We start from the raw sequence: 17,670 nt of genomic DNA, 5'->3' as shown, positions 1-17,670 counted from the left end.
GCGTCATCTCATGTACGGCTATTAAATGAAATAGGTAATCGGTGATGATTGTGAATGAGCCAAGCAGTAATCGCAGCAGTTATTGGTATACATATGGCGATGGCAATACCACCAAGAACGATGGTTATCAGTTCTTGGACGAATAGTTTGGCATTAATGAGATGCCCAAAGTGATAGTGTAAATTAAAAAACCAGAATACGAGTGTCATTGAACCACCAATAAAAGCTAAATAAATGGTATTGGCAGAAGTTGCCAAAATTTCACGGCCAACACGCATTCCAGATTCAAATAATGCGCGTGAAGAAAGTGATGGATTTGTTTCATGAAGTTCATACATTGGTGAACTGATGGTAATGGCTAAGTCAATTACTGCCGCAATCACTGCAAGAATTACGACGAAAATCATGAATTGTTCCATATCAATACCGATATTCATTGAAAAAATATACGTCTCATCTTGTTCTTCTTGGGTGAAACCTTGTAGATGTCCAAAATGAATTGATAAATATATCGCTGCAAGCATAATGACGGTTGTGACAATGCTTGCGATAAACGCTGCGAAAGTTTTAATGTTAAAACTGTTGAGTGCGAATAAGTTAATCGCTGCTACGATAATACAAAAAATCAGCGTTACGATATAAATGGGTATACCAAAAATCATCATTATAATTGCGATGACGAGCAATATAAAATTTAAAAATAATGTACCGAAAGCGATAGCGCCCGATTTACCGCCAAAAATCAACATTAATACAAATAAAATCAGCGCTAAAACGACGACTGCGTTCATGTGCGGTCACCTCTTTCCCAAAAATGCCAAAGTTGCATCAATGCAATGGTGATTGGAATGGTTAACACTATGCCGATGCCACCTGTAATCGCACGTGCGATTTCTAAAGACCAGTTCATGGAAATACTGTAGGTGAGTGTATTCGCATTTTTTAAATATAGAAGCAGTAATGGGAGACCGCCCGCTAAATATGAAAATAGCAATATGTTCGTCATGGTCCCCATAATATCACTACCAATATTACGTCCTGCTAAAATCCAGCGTTTACGTGAAATATGTGGGGAACGTTGCATAATTTCGTACATACCACTTGATATCGTAATGGCAACATCCATGACGGCTCCGAGTGATCCCACCATCACTGATGCTAAAAAAATCGTATGTGGTGGCAATGTTAAAAAGCTCATCGTTTCATATTTAATACCTTCTGCGTGTGTCCACATTATGACGGCCCATGAGATGCCTACTGAAAGCCAAGTTCCAAGTAACGTACTGACGATGGTCACCACGGTGCGTTTCGTCCAGCCGATGACGAGCCAGAGTGTAATGGAGGTTGCGATGAGTACAGCAATACTCATGAGCATAAATAAATTAAGGTGAGTATATGCATTATAGAGTGCGATTGCTGATAATATTGCTATCGTATTTAATACAATTGATAAAATGGATTGTACACCAACGCGGTGGCCTACAATTAATAATGCGATGGCAAATACACTCATTAACGTTGCGACAAGCGTATCCCGTTTTTTCTCTTGAATATAATGGTCGTGTGCGTGTTTACCGAGATGGAGCAACACTTTGTCTCCAGGATGATAGGCTTGTTCTTCTGTTTTAGATTGATTGTACGGGTGATGGACGGTAATCGTTTTACCTTCATCTTTCGTGTTTAGTAATTCAATATGTAGCGTATCTGTATACTTAATGTCTTTATTTTTATGTTCATCGATTGACGTTTCTTTATGATGTTTGACGACTTCAGTGACTTTTCCAATCGGAGTCGAATAAAAGCGTGCGTTAAAACATGTGAATACAATGACGGCTATTGCTAAAATCACCGTAATCAATAACGTCAACAAAAATGAGCGATGCGATTGAAATCGTGTCATAAATGTCTCCTTTTAATGATAAGTTGCATGTTGTTGTAAGTGTGAGATAAGCATGTTAATCATTTTCAAGTGGTCCGCGTGTGCATAGTCTTTACGATATATGAGTGACACGGTCTTTCGCATATCGGTATGTGATAATGAGATTTTAGACCATTGATGAGTATGACTATATAGATTTATATAAGATGGTGCAACGACAAAGCCTTTTTCACGTTGTAAGATAAAGCGTGCGAATTGCGTGACTTTACATTGATAAACGGGATGTATCGCATGGGTGTGTAGATAGGTTTTAAAGTCTTCGGATACAGGTTCATGAATGTAAAGTTGATGTTTTAAAATATGTGACATCGGTGGATTCGGGACGGTCATTAATGGATGATGTGGTGGACCATATAAAACGTACGTTTCTTCAAATAATGGATGGTGCTCAAATTGCGCATCTGCAATCCCTTCATTGGTGATGGCAATATCAATTTCATTGCTGACTAAGGCCGTTTTTATGTCTTGTGCTTTAAGTAAAGTAGGAATGATGGAGATTGACATCTCAGTTTCAATTTTATCTAATACTTGAGGTAAAATTTGACCGACTGCCCCATCAATATATCCAAGCATGACTGTACTAGAACGGACTTCTTGTTGCATTTGAAAATAGTCTAACGTTTGATCCACTTGTTCTAAAATAGGACGCGCAACATTAAGTAGATGTTTCCCTTCTGTCGTTAAATATACATTGCGCCCTTTACGGTGAAATAAAGCAGTACCTAATTCACTTTCTAAATTACTAATGTGACGGCTAATGGCTGATTGCGCGACATTCAATTCTAAAGCGGCTTCAGATATATGTTCTCTTTTAGCAACTTCTACAAAATACTTTAATTGTTTTAGTTCCAACGTTCTCCCCCCATTTATGTCCATATTATCTCAAAATGAGATAGATTTCATCTCAATTATATATTGATGTGATAAATGAGTATCTATATAGTTGATTGTATTACTGAAGAGAGGTGTCAGAAATGTCTAACAATTTATCGTATGCTCAAAATGGACTCTATGATGCGCGTGAAGAGCATGACGCGTGTGGCATTGGCTTTTATGCCAATATGGATAATAAACGTTCGCACCATATTGTGGAAAAATCATTAGAAATGCTACGTCGACTAGATCATCGTGGAGGCATTGGTGCAGACGGTATTACTGGTGACGGTGCTGGCATTATGACTGAAATACCATATGCGTATTTTAAGTCGGTGGTGGCACTGGATTTACCCCAAGAAGGGGATTATGCGGTGGGTATGTATTTCGCTAACGAAGACATTTCTCAATCTAAGCACCACCCTAAAATTGCCCGTATTTTTAAAGCGGAAGGGTTGGCGCTTCTCGGTTACCGAGACGTTCCGGTAGATGTCACTTGTCTGGCACCACACGTTGCCAAAACGATGCCTACCATTCAACAACTGTTCGTGGTCAATCGCTCAGCGAAACATTTTGATCGTGCACTTTATCTCGCGCGTAAACAAATTGAACATTATAGTAGTAAAGAAAAATTAGGCATCTATTTTACGAGTTTGTCTCGACGTACCATTGTATATAAAGGATGGCTGCGTTCAGATCAAATTAAAGCCTTATATGTCGACTTACAACAAGCGGCGTATGTTTCAAAATTCGGATCAGTACATTCACGTTTTAGTACGAATACGTTTCCGAGCTGGGAGCGGGCACATCCGAATCGTTTGTTAATGCATAATGGGGAAATTAATACAATTCAAGGTAACGTGAACTGGATGCGTGCCCGTCAAAAACGTTTAATTCAAACGGTATTTGGTACAGATGCGCATAAAGTGCATCGCATCTTGGATGAATCGGGCAGTGACTCGGCCATCGTTGATAATGCGCTTGAATTTTTAAGTTTAGCGATGCCGCCAGAACAAGCAGCGATGTTGCTTATTCCAGAGCCATGGTTGTACAACGAGAGCAATGATCCCAATGTGCGTGCCTTTTATGAATTTTATAGTTATCTCATGGAACCGTGGGATGGACCGACGATGATTTCGTTTTGTGATGGGGATAAACTCGGTGCGTTAACAGACCGAAATGGCTTGCGTCCAGGTCGTTATACGATTACAACAAATAACGAAATTATTTTTTCATCTGAAGTGGGTGTCGTAGATGTTGATGAGACAGAAGTGGCGTATAAAGGGCAATTAAACCCAGGGAAATTATTGCTTGTAGATTTTAATGAACATCAAGTCATCGGAAACGAAGCGTTGAAACAAACCATTGCATCGCAACAACCCTACGCGCAATGGTTATCAGATGAACGTATTAATCTCGATATAGACCACATCCCATATCAAGGGTTAAATGTGTCTGATGAAACTGTGTTTCGAATGCAACAACGCTTTGGTTACACGAAAGAAGATATTGATAAATATTTAACTGAGTTAATAACGGGTGGAAAAGACCCGATTGGTGCTATGGGGTATGATGCGCCACTTGCTGTATTAAATGAACAACCGGAATCGCTATTTAATTACTTTAAGCAACTTTTTGCGCAAGTAACCAATCCGCCTATTGATGCCTACCGTGAAAAAATCGTCACGAGTGAGCTCACATATTTAGGTGGGGAAGGCAATGTACTTAAACCAGGACCAGATGCACTGAAGCGGGTGCAATTAAAACACCCTGTGTTAACAGAACATCAATTGCAACATATTGCATCACATGCGTTAAAAACGGCTTATTTTTCAACGGGATACACAGAAAACTTAAAAGAGGCGTTAAACAATTTGGGGAAAGCTGTGATTGAAGCAGTACAACAAGGGGTAGAAGTCGTCGTTTTAGAAGACAAATCTGTGAGCGAGGCAACGCGATTTGCGATGCCAATGTTACTTGCGGTCAGTCATATTCATCAATTACTTATCCGCCATGACCTTCGTATGCAAACCAGTATCGTTGCGATGTCTGGGGAAATGCGTGAAGTTCACCATTTAGCTTGTCTTGTAGGCTACGGAGCCAATGCAGTCGTACCGTATTTAGCGCAAAAAACCGTTGCCGATTTAACTGAAAACAACCGGATACATGGGGACGTTGCGTCTAATGTAGCGCAACTGAATACGATTTTTTCAGAAGGACTTATAAAAGTGATGGCGAAAATGGGGATCTCCACGGTACAAAGTTATCATGGGGCACAAATTTTTGAAGCGGTTGGTTTAGGAGATGATGTAATTGAACATTATTTCCCAGGAACACCGTCCAAACTGTCGGGCATTTCATTAGCGACCTTGGATGTTGAAAATAAACGCCGTCAAACCATTGACCAGCCTTATTTACAACCGGGTAGTACATTCCAATGGCGCCAACAAGGGCAATATCACACATTTAATCCAATGACCATCCAGTTATTACAACATGCGTGTCGCGACAATGACTATGAAAAGTTTAAGCAGTTTTCAGAAGTTGCGAATCATCATACGGCAAGTCATTTGCGAGACTTGTTTGATTTCAAAACGCAATCAAGTATTCATATAGATAAAGTTGAGTCTGTGGAAGCCATTGTTAAACGTTTTAAAACAGGGGCGATGAGTTATGGTTCGATTTCTCAAGAGGCACATCAAACTTTAGCAGAAGCGATGAACCGTCTTGGTGGGAAAAGTAACAGTGGAGAAGGTGGCGAAGCACTTGAACGTTATACGGTGTCCGAAGATGGGGCGGACTATAAAAGTGCGATTAAACAAGTGGCATCAGGTCGCTTTGGTGTGACCAGTCATTATTTACAACATGCTAAAGAAATTCAAATTAAAGTTGCACAAGGCGCTAAACCAGGCGAAGGGGGACAACTTCCGGGGACAAAAGTATATCCTTGGATTGCTGAAGTAAGGGGATCAACACCAGGTATTGGTTTAATTTCACCCCCACCACATCATGATATTTATTCTATTGAAGACTTAGCTCAGTTGATTCATGATTTAAAAAATGTGAATCGCCAAGCCGACATTACGGTAAAACTCGTATCAAAATCAGGGGTAGGTACGATTGCCGCAGGTGTGGCGAAAGCTTTTGCAGATAAAATAGTGATTTCTGGATACGATGGAGGTACAGGAGCTTCCCCTAAAACGAGTATTCAACATGCTGGATTACCATGGGAATTAGGATTGGCAGAAACGCATCAAACACTGATGCTCAATGGATTGCGTTCACGCGTACGCCTTGAGACAGATGGTAAGTTACTCACAGGCCGTGATGTAGCCTATGCTGCTGCTTTAGGTGCAGAAGAGTTCGGTTTTGCGACAGCACCACTCGTAGTACTAGGTTGTATTATGATGCGTGTATGTCATAAAGATACGTGTCCTGTCGGTATCGCAACACAAAATGGAGATTTACGCGCACTGTTTACAGGCAAAGCAGATCATGTGGTTCATTACATGCACTTTGTGGCGCAAGAATTACGTGAAATTTTAGCGGAACTCGGTTTACGTTCAGTAGATGAACTCGTGGGTCGAACGGATTTATTAATACCTTCTTATAAAGCGCGTAAGCATTCAAAAGCGCGTGAACTGAATTTAAATGCATTACTACATCAAAATGAAGGGGAGCGTACGAAGTCTATCGAGCAACAACACGGTCTAGAGCATGGATTTGATCTTACTGAACTTTTACCTGCAACGCGTCAAGCCATTGAGCGTGGTGTACCTTTTAGCGGTACGTTCACAATAGGTAATGAACAACGTAATGTCGGTGTCATTACAGGGAGTGAGATCACACAACAACACGGTTTAAAAGGGCTTGAACCTAATACGATAAACGTGTATACAACAGGTCATGCGGGGCAAAGCTTAGGTGCATGGATTCCGCAAGGGCTTGCGTTACATCACACCGGAGATGCAAACGATTATGTCGGTAAAGGTCTATCTGGTGGACAAATCGTCGTGAATGCGCCTAATGAAGCACGCGAACGTGACATTATCGTTGGTAACGTATGTTTTTATGGCGCAACGAGCGGAAGTGCATATATTAACGGCCGTGCAGGTGAACGTTTTTGTATCCGTAATAGTGGCGTGAATGTTGTGGTCGAAGGTGTTGGAGATCACGGATTAGAATATATGACTGGTGGACGTGTTGTGATATTAGGAGACGTCGGTAAAAACTTCGGTCAAGGGATGAGCGGTGGTGTGAGCTACATTTTCCCTTCAGATGTCGGGGCGTTTAAAGCGGCACATGCGTTAAATACATTAGATTTTGATGCTGTAACGGATGCTAAAGAAGCCGAAATGTTGAAGCAAATGTTAGCCAATCATGTAACGTATACGCAAAGTACAAAAGCGCAACGTATTTTAGAAAATTTTGAGGCACAGCTCGCAAATTGTATTAAAGTGATTCCGAAAGATTATAAACGTATGATGCAAAAGATTTATCATTATGAACAAAATCAAGGCCGTCAAGAAGCCTTGTTGTCGGCGTTTAATGATCAATCTGATCTCGCTGTATCAAGTTTAGATACGTCGATTTCGGTTTACTAAAGGAGGTCTAATAATGGGTGAATTTAAAGGATTTATGAAATATCCAAAACGAAAGCTTGATGAGTTGCCTTTGACGGACCGAATTGCGAATTTTGAACCGTATCAGTCTCGATTCACAAATGGGGATGCACAACAACAAGGGGCACGATGTATGGACTGTGGCACACCGTTCTGTCAAACTGGTGTTCAAATTGAACGCGAAACGCTCGGTTGTCCGCTAGGCAATTATATACCTGAATGGAATGATTTAGTATATCGCGGTGATTTCAAAACGGCGTATGAGCGCTTATCAGAAACAAACAACTTTCCAGATTTTACTGGCTATGTATGTCCTGCACCTTGTGAAGCCTCATGTGTGATGAAAATCAATCGAGATGCTGTGGCCATAAAGGGGATCGAACGTACCATTATAGACGAAGCTTTTGAAAATGATTGGGTTAAACCACGCATGCCTCACGCACGTATTGACCAAAAAGTTGCCATTATTGGGAGTGGTCCTGCTGGATTGGCAGCGGCTGAAGAATTAAATGCGTTAGGATATTCGGTAGATATCTTTGAAAAACAAGCACAACCAGGTGGATTATTAACATATGGGATACCGAATATGAAATTAGATAAAAGTGTGGTGTTCCGACGTATTGATTTGATGAAAGAAGCGGGCATTCATTTTTATTGTAATGTAGAAATTGGTAAGGATATGACAAAAGAGGAATTAGATCGTACGTATGATGCCATTGTTGTATGTACAGGTGCTGAAAAACCAAGAGACTTACCTTTAGAAGGGCGTATGGGGTTAGGGATTCATTTTGCGATGGATTATTTAACTGAACAGACCCAATTGTTACTTGGGGAAACGTCACAACAAACCATTTCTGCTAAAGGGAAAAATGTGGTCGTTATTGGTGATGGCGATACCGGTGCGGACTGTGTTGCCACAGCGTTGCGTGATGGGTGTAAATCTGTCGTTCAATTTAATCGTAAAGCCAAAAAGCCTGAGCGTTTTGAAATGAACTATAGTTGGCCATTTCCTGAACCTGTTTTGAAAAAAGATTATGCGCACCAAGAATATGAAGCGAAATTTGGTGTGGAACCACGCGCGTACGGGATTCAAACCATGCGTTTTGACATTGATGATATGTTCCATGTACGTGGTATTTATGCGCAAGTACAACGAGATCAAGCAGATGGCTCGCTTGTGGGAGATGATCGTGAAATTTTAATCCCAGCTGACCTTGTGTTATTGGCGATTGGTTTTGAAGGGGTAACGTCTCAAATTACACAAGCGCTTGACCTTAAAGTGAATCGTCAAAAGATTGTTGCGAATACGCAAGATTATAAAACGAATCAAGCTAAATATTTCGCGGCTGGTGATGCACGTCGTGGGCAAAGTTTAGTCGTTTGGGCAATTAAAGAAGGGCGTGAAGTCGCTGTTTCTGTCCATGAACATCTAAAGCGCAAAACTTTTGTTTAATTTTTGTAAAATTTTTGTTGACATTGTGTGCGGGCTATAATATTATATTTTATGTGCTCGTAACACGGAGGAATACCCAAGTCCGGCTGAAGGGATCGGTCTTGAAAACCGACAGGGGCTTAACGGCTCGCGGGGGTTCGAATCCCTCTTCCTCCGCCATTATAAGTAAAATCCAAGACTAATAGATATAAAAGCCAAATGTTTAACGCGATTTGAACATTTGGCTTTTTTACGTTGTTGAAAAATGTGTGATTGAAGACGCCTTTAAAACTAACTAAATGTTAAAAAGGTGACGTCGCTATGAGTTAAAACAAAAGTGTTTAAATGAACAAAGTATAAAAAAGTAGTTTAATCAAAAATGACGTCGTTCATTATGCCTAATTGATGCGCTAAGTATGAGGGGCGTTATTTATTTTATGGACATTTGCATAAAGATTTATGAAAGCCTTTACAAAACTTGTCTATACAACATATAATTTGTATAGACAAGTCAAAAAAAGGGAGTGTATGGGATGGCTGTAAAAGTATCAGATGTGCGTGACATTATCGATGCCATTGGTGGTAAAGCCAATTTACAAACCGCTACACATTGTGTGACACGCTTACGCTTAGTATTAGAAGATGATAGTAAAGTGAACAAAGACAAATTAGCTGCAAATCCGCTTGTGAAAGGTCAATTTAAGGCAGATAATCAATACCAAATCGTTATTGGTCCAGGCACTGTAGATGAAGCATACAAAGTGTTAGTTAATGAAACAGGAACTACAGAAGCGTCGAAAGATGAAGCTAAAGCGATGGCTGCGAAAAAGGGGAATCCAATCCAGCGCTTAATCAAATTGTTAGGGGATATTTTTATACCGATTTTGCCTGCGATTGTAACAGCAGGTTTACTGTTAGGGATTAACAACGTTTTGACGATGCCATTGATTAATAAATCGCCGTCTATCGTCGAACGTGTACCGCAAATTGCTGATTTTGCGAATATCATTAATGTCATTGCGACAACTGCATTTATTTTCTTGCCGGCACTTGTCGGTTGGAGTGCGATGCGCGTATTCGGTGGGAATCCAGTGCTCGGGCTTGTACTGGGGCTCGTATTGATGCACCCACAATTAGTATCTCAATATGATATCGGAAAAGTCGATAAAATTCCTACATGGCACATTTTTGGTTTGAAAATTGAACAACTTAATTATCAAGGTCAAGTATTACCAGTATTACTTGCTTCCTATGTGTTAGCTAAAATTGAAAAAGCACTGAATAAAGTGGTGCATGATTCGATTAAATTGTTAGTAGTTGGACCTATAGCGTTACTCGTAACAGGATTTTTAGCCTTTTTAATCATTGGTCCAGTCGCGTTAGTGTTAGGTAAAGGCTTAACTGGCGCAGTGACATTTTTATTCCAAAATGCAGGATGGCTTGGTGGTGCAATTTATGGCTTATTATATGCACCATTAGTCATTACAGGATTACATCATATGTTTTTAGCAGTGGACTTTCAACTGATGGGAAGTAGCATAGGTGGAACATATTTATGGCCTATTGTGGCTATGTCCAATATTGCACAAGGATCTGCGGCATTTGGCGCATGGTATGTCTATAAGAAACGTAAGCTTGAAAAAGAACAAAGTTTGGCAGCAACATCAGGGATTTCAGGGTTCTTAGGTGTGACAGAGCCAGCAATGTTTGGTGTGAACTTACCATTAAAATATCCATTCATTGCGGCGATTTTAACATCTATGTGCGTTGGTGCTTTCATTGGGGCATCAGGTGTCATTGGAAGTGTTGGTGTTGGCGGTGTTCCTGCCATTTTATCCATTAAACAACAGTTTTGGGGAGTATACGTGATAGCTACAGTCGTTTCAATGATTGTTCCTTGTGTATTAACAATCGTTTTATCTCGATTTAGTCGTGAGAAAACGAAAAAAATGGTAGATGAAAATCTTTAAGTTTAAGGTGGGATCACATTGGTACAACGAGATTGGAAGAAATCGGTTGTGTATCAAATTTATGTAAAATCTTTTAATGATACAACTGGCAATGGTGAAGGGGATTTACAAGGTATTATTGAAAAGTTAGATTATCTCGCGTTTTTGGGTGTGGATTATATATGGCTCACGCCGATATATGATTCGCCGATGAATGATAACGGCTATGATATTCGAGATTATTATCAAATTAATAAGCATTTTGGTAATGAAGCAGATTTAAAAACGCTCATAAAAGAAGCGCATGATCGAAATATTAAAATTATGTTGGATATTGTTGTCAATCATACGTCAACGGAACATCGATGGTTTCAAGAAGCATTGAAGTCTAAAACGAATCCTTATCGTGATTATTATTTTTTCAAACCTTCAGATGATGGACCTCCTACCAATTGGGAATCTAAGTTTGGCGGTAATGCTTGGGCGTATGATACGACGTCTGATGAATATTACTTACATTTATTTGATGTTACACAAGCGGATTTAAATTGGGATAATCCTAAAGTGCGACAAGAAGTGTTTGATATCGTAAATCATTGGATTGATTTAGGTGTGGATGGTTTTCGTTTTGACGTTATCAACTTAATTTCTAAAGGTGAATTTAAAGATTCTGAAGCAATTGGAAAAGAATTTTATACTGATGGACCACGGGTGCATGATTATTTACATGAATTAAATCGCAATACTTTTGGAGATAAAGGATTAATGACAGTGGGGGAAATGTCATCAACCACGTTAGATCATTGTATTCAATACACACGTGAAGATCGTCAAGAACTAAGCAGCGTGTTTAACTTTCATCATTTAAAAGTCGATTACAAAAATGGTGAAAAATGGACGGATCAATCATTTGATTTATACCAATTAAAGTCCATCTTAATGGATTGGCAACGTGGCATATATGATGGTGGCGGTTGGAATGCGATATTTTGGTGTAATCATGATCAACCTCGCGTTGTCTCACGTTTTGGTAGCGATGCGGACGAGGTGCTACGACAAAAGAGTGCCAAAACGCTTGCGATAGTACTGCATATGCTGCAAGGAACACCTTATATTTATCAAGGGGAAGAAATCGGTATGACCAACCCACACTTTACATCAATCAAACAATACCGCGATGTGGAGTCTTTAAATGCATATCAAATGATGAAAGATAAGGGAATGGCAGAATCTGACATTTTGACAATTTTAGGTCAGAAATCACGGGATAATTCGAGAACGCCTATGCAATGGGATGCTTCAGCTCATGCAGGATTTACATCGGGCACGCCATGGATAGAAGTGGCACATAATTACCGGACAATTAATGTTGAAGTGGCTTTAGCGGATGAAAATTCCCTCTTTTATACGTACCGAGACCTTATTCGTTTACGACATGATCATGACATTATCACATATGGCAATATCGTACCAAAACACATGTCGCATCCGGCGCTATTTATTTACGAACGTCATTATAAAGGTGATGTATGGCTCATTGTCGCCAATATAACAGGTGATACAGTGACACTACCTGATGATATAAATTTAGATGGTCATATTGTGATACAAAATGGTACGATAAATAAAAATGACATTGGTGGCTATAGTGCGATTGTAATCGCAAAAGAAAATGAATAAGAGGCGAGGACGACGATGAAACAAAATAAATTCAAACTGATTTACGAAAATATGCGACGCGCAATATTAGAGGGCGATTACCGTTATGGTGAACGATTGCCGTCTGAACATCAGTTGGTAGAAAATTACAACGTGTCACGTGAAACAGTGCGTAAAAGTTTGAATATGCTCGTATCTGAAGGCATGATTCAAAAGATTCGAGGAAAAGGATCTGTCGTCATTTATCAAGGTGTGACAGAGTTTCCGTTTGCGGATTTAATGAGCTTTAAAGAAGTTAAAAAATATATGAATTTACAACATCAAACCGTTGTCCATACGTTCGAGCGCATCGTTGCAAAAGACGTGCCACATGTCAAACAAGCATTGAAAATTTCAATGGACACGCCATTATGGCATTTTATACGTTATCGTCAAGTTGAAGGCGTCACTAAAATTATCGATGAAGACTATGTGCGTGCCGACATGTTTCCTGATTTAACAGAAGTCATCGTCCAAGAATCTCTCTATGATTATATTGAGAATGTGAAAGGATTTGAAATTAGTTTTTCCAGTAAATCCATTACGTTTGAACCATTTGGACAAATAGAGCGTGAAGCATTTGGGGCGATGACACCAGAATATACAGCGACAGTACGTGGTATTGTACACCTCAAAGATACGACGAAGTTCCAGTATAATATCTCGAAACATATCGCGACAGAGTTTAAATTTATGGATTTTTCACGCCGTCATAAAATATAGGGTAAGTGGATAGGTGTTCTGTTCAATGGTTTGTCAAAGTTAATGTAAGTTAGGGCTTGCATTTGCGTAATAGGATATAGTAATATTAATTTTACCGTGCTAAGCGGGGAGGTAGCGGTTCCCTATTCTCGAAAACCGCTTTATGCGAGGCTGAATTCCTTTGTTGCGGATGTGTATTTGTGAAGTCTGCCCAAAGCACGAGGTGTTTGAAGATTTCGGTCCCATGCAATATGAACCCATGAACCATGTCAGGTCCTGACGGAAGCAGCATTAAGTGGATTCTCATATGTGCCGTGGGGTAGCCGAGATTTAGCTATCGACTTTGGTAACGTTTATGATGCATATACAACGCGAAGGTGCACGGTTTTTTATATGCAAATCAAAAACATTTATAGATTACAAGAGCTTCTCGATATGAGGAGTTCTTTTTTTATCTTGTCGTTTTCACAGTTTATCAACGTATGGCATTCGTAATTTTGATATAATGTGCGTAATTATTGTATGTAAAGAAAGGAGCGATGAAATGTCTGTATATATAAGTGCATTAACAGAAAATGACTATGAACCTTCGCTAGAAATGATTCAAGACGCGTATCAAGACGTGGACGCTAACGCTTATGAACGTATACAACAATTACGATTGGCCCCTGAGTATCATTATGAACTTGAAGTAATCGCGAAGGATGAAGCGGGTGATATTATCGGTCATGCCTTATGTACACCGATACACATTAAAAGCGAACAAGAGGCGTATCATGCGTTAATGTTAGCTTTTCTATCTGTAAAAACTTCATATCGACAGATGGGATTAGGGAAAGCGCTCGTTCGTGCATTAGAGGAACGTGCACAAGCGCTAGAATATACAACGATGATTGTCGTCGGTCAACAAGCATATTTTGAGCCGTTAGGATATGAACTGGCCTCCCAACACGGCATTAAACATGCAAATCATGCGTTACAAACGCAAACATTCGTAAAATTTTTATGGGATACGCTTGAAAGTCCACCCCATGGAGAAATTGCGTATGTTTCATCCGATTTTGATTGAGTTTACACATACAATTTAAAGTAGACATGCTATAATGAGACTATTGTAAAAACGGAGGTGCCATAGTGAATTATCAAGCATTGTACCGAATGTTTAGACCACAAAGTTTTGAAGATGTTGTCGGTCAAACGCATGTCACAAAAACATTGAAAAATGCCATCGCTAAAGAGAAGCAATCACATGCGTATATTTTTAGCGGGCCTAGGGGCACTGGTAAGACGAGTATCGCTAAAATATTCGCAAAAGCGATGAATTGTGAGACGCGTTCAGACGGTGAACCGTGTAATGAATGCGCGAGCTGTGTAAGTATTACACAAGGGACGAATTCAGACGTTATAGAAATCGATGCAGCGAGTAATAACGGTGTCGATGAGATTCGTAACATCCGTGATAAAGTTAAATACGCACCAAGTCAGTCTAAGTATAAAGTGTACATTATCGACGAGGTTCATATGCTGACAACAGGCGCATTTAACGCGCTATTAAAAACGTTAGAAGAACCACCAGCACACGCCATTTTTATTTTGGCAACGACTGAACCTCACAAAATACCCCCTACAATCATTTCGCGTGCACAACGCTTTGATTTTAAAGCTATTAATACTGACAGCATTGTCGAACGCTTGCAATATGTTGCCGAATCACAAAGCATTGCTTATGATCAAGACGCATTAGCGTTTATTGCGAAAGTATCAGAAGGGGGCATGCGTGATGCGTTAAGTATTATGGACCAAGCTATTGCTTTTGGTGATGACCGTTTAACACTTAAAGACGCATTAGATGTGACGGGAAGTTTAGATGAATCAGACTTAAACGCACTATTTCAAGATGTGGTACAAGGTGATGTCCATGCTGCATTTGAACGGTATCACAGTTTTGTCAGTGAAGGTAAAGAAGTCAATCGCCTCATTAACGATATGATTTACTTCGTGCGCGATACGATTATGATTAAAACGACAGGTGAAACGCCAACGTTTGATGCGCTCGTTCAATACGACTTAGAAATTTTATATAAAATGATTGATATTATTAATGATACGCTCGTATCGATACGTTTCAGCGTCAATCAAAATGTGCATTTTGAAGTATTGCTTGTAAAGTTATCTGAAATGATCAAAGAAGTGGCACAAACGGGTGACGTTGTCGTCAATCATGCACCTTCAGAAAGTAATGATGCGATGGTCAGACGTATGGAAGCATTAGAATCTGAATTACGGACATTGAAATCTCAAGGGATTACAGGTCAAAGTGCACCACCTAAGCCTAAACAAACGAAACGTCGTGGTGGGGGTTCTACGTATTCTGTGGAACAAATTGCAAAAGTATTGGATAAAGCGAATAAGGAAGATATTGCCCGTATTAAAGAGCGATGGGCCGATGTTATTCAGTATGCAAAAGATCGAGACCAAAAAGCATTGGTGAGTTTATTACAAAATTCAGAACCTGTAGCGGCAAGTGAAGATAAAGTACTTGTGAAATTTGAAGATGAAATTCATTGTGAAATTTTAAAAAGAGATAATGAAAAGAAAGAAAGTATTGAAAATGTCGTTCGTGACATTATTAATAAATCAGTCGAAGTTGTGGGTGTTCCAGCAGATAAATGGATGCAAGTGCGAAGTGACTATATAGACCAGCGTAAACATGGCAAAACACAACAAACAACATCTCAACAACAAGATAACGTCGTTCAAAAAGCGAAAGACTTGTTTGGAGAAGATACTGTACATGTTATCGAAGACGAAACATGACAATCGTCTGAAAGGTATGTATAATTGTAAACGAATCTAAAGGGGTAACGCCCCTCTATTATATGAATGAAGAATTATTTTTAGGAGGAAGATGAATATGCGCGGTGGCGGAAATATGCAACAAATGATGAAGCAAATGCAAAAAATGCAAAAGAAAATGGCAGATGAACAAGAAAAATTAAAAGAAGAAAAAGTAGAAGGTACTGCTGGCGGCGGTATGGTGAAAGTCATCGTATCTGGTCATAAAGAAGTTGTAGATGTACAAATCAACGAAGAAGTTGTAGATCCTGAAGATGTAGAAATGTTACAAGACTTAGTGCTAGCTGCTACAAATGAAGCGATGTCTAAAGCGGATGATTTAACTGCAGAACGTTTAGGCAAGCATACTAAAGGTCTTAACATTCCTGGAATGATGTAAGATGCATTATCCAGCACCTATTTCTAAACTGATTGACAGTTTCATGAAATTGCCAGGCATTGGCCCGAAAACGGCGCAACGTCTGGCTTTTCATGTATTAGATATGAAAGAAGATGACGTCGTACAATTTGCCAAAGCACTTGTGGATGTTAAACGTGAACTGACTTATTGTAGTACATGTGGACATATCACAGAACAAGACCCGTGCTATATTTGTGAAGACAAACAACGAGACCGTTCTATTATATGTGTGGTAGAAGATGATAAAGATGTCATCGCAATGGAAAAAATGAAGGAATACAAAGGGTTGTATCACGTATTACATGGTACCATTTCGCCGATGGATGGTATTGGGCCAGAAGATATTAACATCCCAGCGCTCATTGATCGCTTAAAAGACGAAGAAGTAGAAGAATTGATTTTAGCGATGAATCCAAACTTAGAAGGTGAATCTACATCGATGTATATTTCTAGGTTGGTAAAACCTTTAGGCATTCGTGTCACACGATTGGCACAAGGTCTTTCTGTAGGTGGCGACTTAGAATATGCGGATGAAGTCACATTATCGAAAGCCATCTCTGGTAGGACTGAAATGTAGAAAGACTTCCACCTTGATACAAATACCTGATATCTTCCAAGCTTAAAGCGAAGATATCAGGTATTTTCTTGATTAAATGTTGTAAAACAGGCGTTTTGTTTTCAAAAAGCTGTATAGAGTGTAATTTTTGGCGTTGTGCATAATGATAAATGCCTGTATAGTTATATCTTGTTGAGCGGCACAAAAGTGATTGCGAAACACAACGAAAAAATAATTTCAAAAAGTTGTTGACTTGAGAATCGAAAGTGTGTATAATTAATTCTTGTCGAGTCGAAAGAAAACGACGCATGAACATTGAAAACTGAATGACAATATGTCAACGTTAATTCCAATAATTTGAGTACGTAACGTACTTTCAAGAGTGATTGGCTTAACCAATCAACGAGCTATATCAAGCTTACTTCTTTTATGGAGAGTTTGATCCTGGCTCAGGATGAACGCTGGCGGCGTGCCTAATACATGCAAGTCGAGCGAACAGATGAGGAGCTTGCTCCTTTGACGTTAGCGGCGGACGGGTGAGTAACACGTGGGTAACCTACCTATAAGACTGGAATAACTCCGGGAAACCGGGGCTAATGCCGGATAACATGTTGAACCGCATGGTTCAACAGTGAAAGACGGT

12 protein-coding genes, 1 tRNA gene, 1 rRNA gene and 1 other RNA gene are annotated in these 17,670 nt (G+C 39.6%); 12 read left to right on the top strand and 3 right to left on the bottom strand.

Annotated elements, in window-relative coordinates; genetic code table 11:
• Positions 1–8 precede the first annotated feature (8 nt).
• Genes G8Y85_RS03745 through gltC form a run of 3 tightly spaced genes read right to left on the bottom strand, consistent with a single transcriptional unit; the run spans position 9 to position 2,791 of the window.
• On the bottom strand, positions 9–791 hold the full coding sequence (locus tag G8Y85_RS03745; RefSeq protein ID WP_060552278.1) for a YibE/F family protein: 783 nt from the start codon (positions 789–791) through the stop codon (positions 9–11).
• On the bottom strand, positions 788–1,900 hold the full coding sequence (locus G8Y85_RS03740) for a YibE/F family protein (protein WP_165805440.1): 1,113 nt from the start codon (positions 1,898–1,900) through the stop codon (positions 788–790). Before G8Y85_RS03740 ends, G8Y85_RS03745 begins: the two co-directional genes overlap by 4 nt.
• 12 nt (positions 1,901–1,912) lie before the next feature.
• The gene (gltC, locus tag G8Y85_RS03735) at positions 1,913–2,791 is read right to left on the bottom strand and encodes a glutamate biosynthesis transcriptional regulator GltC (protein ID WP_165805439.1); all 879 of its coding nucleotides are present in this window, start codon (positions 2,789–2,791) and stop codon (positions 1,913–1,915) included.
• Positions 2,792–2,913: 122 nt separating this feature from the next.
• On the opposite strand from gltC, the gene gltB reads away from it, so the two are divergent.
• The 12 genes from gltB to G8Y85_RS03675 form a co-directional block, all read left to right on the top strand.
• Complete coding sequence (gene gltB / locus G8Y85_RS03730) at positions 2,914–7,416, top strand: glutamate synthase large subunit (RefSeq protein ID WP_165805438.1); 4,503 nt, start codon at positions 2,914–2,916, stop codon at positions 7,414–7,416.
• A 13-nt stretch (positions 7,417–7,429) separates the two neighbouring features.
• On the top strand, positions 7,430–8,887 hold the full coding sequence (locus G8Y85_RS03725; protein ID WP_107401583.1) for a glutamate synthase subunit beta: 1,458 nt from the start codon (positions 7,430–7,432) through the stop codon (positions 8,885–8,887).
• A gap of 66 nt (positions 8,888–8,953) precedes the next feature.
• A tRNA-Ser gene (locus G8Y85_RS03720) sits at positions 8,954–9,046 on the top strand.
• Positions 9,047–9,399: 353 nt separating this feature from the next.
• The gene (treP, locus tag G8Y85_RS03715) at positions 9,400–10,836 is read left to right on the top strand and encodes a PTS system trehalose-specific EIIBC component (RefSeq protein ID WP_107371041.1); all 1,437 of its coding nucleotides are present in this window, start codon (positions 9,400–9,402) and stop codon (positions 10,834–10,836) included.
• Positions 10,837–10,854: 18 nt separating this feature from the next.
• Entirely contained in the window at positions 10,855–12,495 is a 1,641-nt protein-coding gene (locus G8Y85_RS03710; protein WP_165805437.1) for an alpha,alpha-phosphotrehalase, read from the top strand.
• Between the two features lie 15 nt (positions 12,496–12,510).
• Complete coding sequence (treR, locus tag G8Y85_RS03705) at positions 12,511–13,236, top strand: trehalose operon repressor (protein ID WP_060552285.1); 726 nt, start codon at positions 12,511–12,513, stop codon at positions 13,234–13,236.
• A 94-nt stretch (positions 13,237–13,330) separates the two neighbouring features.
• Positions 13,331–13,600: signal recognition particle sRNA large type (gene ffs / locus G8Y85_RS03700), an RNA gene on the top strand.
• Positions 13,601–13,759: 159 nt separating this feature from the next.
• On the top strand, positions 13,760–14,284 hold the full coding sequence (locus G8Y85_RS03695; RefSeq protein ID WP_165805436.1) for a GNAT family N-acetyltransferase: 525 nt from the start codon (positions 13,760–13,762) through the stop codon (positions 14,282–14,284).
• A gap of 65 nt (positions 14,285–14,349) precedes the next feature.
• Positions 14,350–16,032, top strand: a complete 1,683-nt coding sequence (dnaX, locus tag G8Y85_RS03690) for a DNA polymerase III subunit gamma/tau (RefSeq protein ID WP_107401580.1) — start codon at positions 14,350–14,352, stop codon at positions 16,030–16,032.
• 97 nt (positions 16,033–16,129) lie between these two features.
• Entirely contained in the window at positions 16,130–16,450 is a 321-nt protein-coding gene (locus G8Y85_RS03685) for a YbaB/EbfC family nucleoid-associated protein (RefSeq protein ID WP_037564914.1), read from the top strand.
• Between the two features lies 1 nt (position 16,451).
• Positions 16,452–17,048 carry a recombination mediator RecR gene (gene recR, locus G8Y85_RS03680; protein WP_037564912.1) on the top strand — a complete coding sequence of 199 codons (597 nt, stop codon included), beginning with the start codon at positions 16,452–16,454 and terminating at the stop codon, positions 17,046–17,048.
• Between the two features lie 405 nt (positions 17,049–17,453).
• Positions 17,454–17,670, top strand: a 16S ribosomal RNA gene (locus tag G8Y85_RS03675); the annotation flags it as partial.

Source organism: Staphylococcus sp. 11007852 (genome assembly GCF_011394325.1).
Classification (GTDB): domain Bacteria; phylum Bacillota; class Bacilli; order Staphylococcales; family Staphylococcaceae; genus Staphylococcus; species Staphylococcus agnetis.
Note: the sequence above shows the minus strand (reverse complement) of the source record. Positions and strands in the feature narration are given on the sequence as shown.

Bases quoted from the DNA above. Each gene is read 5' to 3' on its own strand.
- G8Y85_RS03745 (WP_060552278.1), bottom strand. From the start codon at position 791: ATGAACGCAGTCGTCGTTTTAGCGCTGATTTTATTTGTATTAATGTTG.
- G8Y85_RS03740 (WP_165805440.1), bottom strand. From the start codon at position 1,900: ATGACACGATTTCAATCGCATCGCTCATTTTTGTTGACGTTATTGATT.
- gltB (WP_165805438.1), top strand. From the start codon at position 2,914: ATGTCTAACAATTTATCGTATGCTCAAAATGGACTCTATGATGCGCGT.
- G8Y85_RS03725 (WP_107401583.1), top strand. From the start codon at position 7,430: ATGGGTGAATTTAAAGGATTTATGAAATATCCAAAACGAAAGCTTGAT.
- treP (WP_107371041.1), top strand. From the start codon at position 9,400: ATGGCTGTAAAAGTATCAGATGTGCGTGACATTATCGATGCCATTGGT.
- treR (WP_060552285.1), top strand. From the start codon at position 12,511: ATGAAACAAAATAAATTCAAACTGATTTACGAAAATATGCGACGCGCA.
- G8Y85_RS03695 (WP_165805436.1), top strand. From the start codon at position 13,760: ATGTCTGTATATATAAGTGCATTAACAGAAAATGACTATGAACCTTCG.
- G8Y85_RS03685 (WP_037564914.1), top strand. From the start codon at position 16,130: ATGCGCGGTGGCGGAAATATGCAACAAATGATGAAGCAAATGCAAAAA.
- recR (WP_037564912.1), top strand. From the start codon at position 16,452: ATGCATTATCCAGCACCTATTTCTAAACTGATTGACAGTTTCATGAAA.